At 60.5% G+C, this 3,504-nt stretch carries 2 protein-coding genes; one reads left to right on the top strand and one right to left on the bottom strand.

From position 1 onward, the window contains the following. On the bottom strand, positions 1–2,584 hold a 2,584-nt coding region (gene acnA / locus D6877_RS03795; protein ID WP_130909909.1), incomplete at its 3' end, for an aconitate hydratase AcnA. 222 nt (positions 2,585–2,806) lie between these two features. Between acnA and rlmM the strand changes: the two genes are divergently transcribed. After that, the coding region (gene rlmM / locus D6877_RS03790; RefSeq protein WP_130909908.1) for a 23S rRNA (cytidine(2498)-2'-O)-methyltransferase RlmM at positions 2,807–3,504 on the top strand (698 nt) is incomplete at its 3' end.

The raw sequence follows: 3,504 nt of genomic DNA, 5'->3' as shown, positions 1-3,504 counted from the left end.
GCTCGACGCCGGTCAATCCCAGAATCTCGAACGTCTCTTTGCCGGTCAGATTGAGGCTCTTGCGGTTTTGATCAAGCTTGAACTGCAACGGCAGCACACCCATGCCGACCAGATTCGAGCGGTGAATACGTTCGAAACTCTCCGCAATCACGGCTTTGACGCCCAGCAGATTGGTGCCTTTCGCCGCCCAGTCACGGCTCGACCCGGTGCCGTACTCCTGACCGGCAATCACCACCAGCGGCGTGTCCGACGCCTGATATTTCATCGCTGCATCGTAGATGGCCATTTTTTCCCCGGTGGGGATGTAAATGGTGTTGCCGCCTTCCTCGCCGCCAAGCATTTCGTTGCGAATACGGATGTTGGCAAACGTGCCGCGCATCATCACTTCATGATTGCCACGACGGGAACCGTAAGAGTTGAAGTCGCGCGGTTCGACGCCTTTTTCCTGCAGATACCGCCCGGCCGGGCTGTCGATCTTGATGTTGCCGGCGGGGGAGATATGGTCGGTGGTCACTGAATCGCCGAGTAAGGCCAAAACCCGCGCGCCTTTGACGTCTTTCACTTCCGGCAGAGGGCCGGAAATGTCGTCGAAGAAAGGTGGATGCTGAATGTAGGTCGAATCGTCCTGCCAGACGTAAGTGGCCGCTTGCGGCACCTCGATGGCTTGCCATTGTTCGTCGCCGGCAAACACTTCGGCGTATTCCTTGTGGAACATCGCCGTGTTGACCTGATTCACCGCCTCGGCGATTTCCCCGCTGCTTGGCCAGATATCGCGCAGGTAAACCGGATTGCCCTGTTGATCCTCGCCCAGCGGTTCGCTGCTGATATCGGTGCGCACGCTGCCAGCCAGTGCGTAGGCGACGACCAGCGGAGGCGAGGCCAGCCAGTTGGTTTTCACCAGTGGGTGTACGCGACCTTCGAAGTTGCGGTTGCCGGACAGGACCGACGCGACGGTCAGATCGGCTTTCTGAATGGCTTTTTCGATTGGCTCCGGCAGTGGCCCGGAGTTGCCGATGCAGGTGGTGCAACCGTAGCCGACCAACGAAAACCCGAGCTGATCAAGGTACTGAGTCAGCCCGGCAGCCTTGTAGTAGTCGGTGACCACTTTCGAGCCGGGGGCGAGTGAGCTTTTCACCCAAGGCTTGCGTGTCAGGCCTTTTTCGACGGCTTTTTTCGCCAGTAGTCCAGCGGCCATCATCACGCTCGGGTTGGAAGTGTTGGTGCAGGAAGTGATCGCGGCGATGACCACGGCACCGTTTTTCAGGCGATAGGTCTTGCCCTCGTATTCGTAGTCCGCTTCACCGACCAGATCGGCGTTGCCCACGGCGACGCCGCCACCGCCCTCGCTTTCCAGGCGTCCTTCTTCCTTGCTGGTGGGTTTGAACTGCAGGTCGACGAAATCACTGAAGGCCTGCGCGACGTTCGGCAGGGAGACGCGATCCTGCGGTCGTTTCGGCCCGGCCAGGCTGGCTTCGACGCTGCCCATGTCCAGCGCCAGGCTGTCGGTGAACACCGGCTCCTGACCCGGCAGACGCCACAGGCCTTGAGCTTTGGTGTAGGCCTCGACCAGTTTCACCACTTCCGGCGGCCGGCCGGACAAGCGCAGGTATTCCAGGGTGACATCGTCGACCGGGAAGAAACCGCACGTCGCACCGTATTCCGGAGCCATGTTGGCGATGGTCGCGCGGTCGGCCAACGGCAGGTCGGCGAGACCGTCGCCATAGAATTCGACGAATTTGCCGACCACGCCTTTCTTGCGCAGCATCTGCGTCACGGTCAACACCAGGTCGGTTGCGGTGATACCTTCCTTGAGCTTGCCGGTGAGCTTGAAGCCGATCACTTCCGGAATCAGCATCGACACCGGTTGCCCGAGCATCGCCGCTTCCGCTTCGATCCCGCCGACGCCCCAGCCGAGCACGCCGAGGCCGTTGATCATGGTGGTGTGGGAGTCGGTGCCGACCAGTGTGTCGGGGAAGGCGTAGGTGCGGCCATCCTCGTCTTTGGTCCAAACGGTGCGGCCGAGGTACTCAAGGTTGACCTGGTGGCAGATGCCGGTACCCGGCGGGACCACGCTGAAGTTGTCGAACGCACTCTGGCCCCAGCGCAGGAAGGCATAGCGCTCGCCGTTGCGTTGCATTTCAATGTCGACGTTCTGTTCGAAGGCACTGGCGCTGGCAAACTTGTCGACCATTACCGAGTGGTCGATGACCAGATCCACCGGCGACAACGGATTGATCCGCTGCGGATCGCCGCCGGCCTTGGCCATTGCCGCGCGCATGGCGGCGAGGTCGACTACGGCGGGGACGCCGGTAAAATCCTGCATCAATACACGGGCAGGGCGGTACTGGATTTCGCGATCGGAGCGGCGCTCCTTAAGCCAGGCGGCAATGGCCTTGAGGTCAGCGCCGGTGACGGTTTTTTCGTCTTCCCAGCGCAGCAGATTTTCCAGCAGGACCTTCAATGACATCGGCAGCTTGTCGAGATCGCCCAGGCTTTTGGCGGCTTCCGGCAGGCTGAAATAGTGGTAGGTCGTGGCGTCGATTTGTAGGGTTTTCAGTGACTTCAGACTATCGAGGGACGGCATTACGATCACTCCTTTGAGTCCGCACGGCTACGGACTGAGGGGACGGGCAGAGCACTAAACCTAGCCCTGTTTTGAGTAGCTGGCTAATAACTGGACTCTATCGGCGTAACCATGGTTCCGACTTCGGCTATCATGCGCCGGTTTTCGTGACAGGCATTGCGGCAACGCAAGGCTTGAGCATCGCGCAGCGGTCGAATGATCGACTGCTGCCCAGGAGTAAGAATGAACACCCTATTCATGCATTGCCGGCCCGGCTTCGAAGGCGAAGTCTGTTCGGAGATTTCCGATCTCGCCGCCCGTCTCAATGTGGCCGGTTACGCCAAAGCCAAAACAGCCGCGGCCTGCGCCGAGTTTGTCTGCACCGAAGCGGACGGTGCCGAACGTCTGATGCGCGGTCAGCGTTTCGCCGAATTGATCTTCCCCCGGCAGTGGGCGCGGGGCTTTTTCATCGATCTGCCGGAAAACGATCGCATCAGCGTAATCCTCGCGCACATGGCCGATTTCCCGGTGTTTGGCAGTCTGTGGCTGGAAGTGGTCGATACCAATGACGGCAAGGAACTGTCGAACTTTTGCAAAAAGTTCGAAGGCCCGCTGCGCAAGGCGCTGACCGCCGCTGACAAACTGGTGGAAGACGCCAGCAAGCCGCGTTTGTTGCTGACCTTCAAAAGCGGACGCGAAGTGTTCCTCGGCATGGCCGATGCCGGCAATTCGGCAATGTGGCCGATGGGCATTCCACGCCTGAAGTTTCCTCGCGAGGCGCCCAGCCGTTCGACCTTGAAGCTGGAGGAGGCGTGGCACCACTTCATTCCGCGCGACCAGTGGGAAGATCGCCTGCACAGCGACATGACCGGCGTCGACCTCGGCGCCGCGCCGGGCGGCTGGACCTGGCAACTGGTCAACCGTGGCATGCTGGTGACGGC

It is taken from the genome of Pseudomonas sp. Sample_9, from assembly GCF_004307535.1.
Classification (GTDB): domain Bacteria; phylum Pseudomonadota; class Gammaproteobacteria; order Pseudomonadales; family Pseudomonadaceae; genus Aquipseudomonas; species Aquipseudomonas mercuritolerans.
The sequence above is the reverse complement of the archived record's forward strand: the minus strand, read 5'-3'. Positions and strand labels throughout refer to the sequence as shown.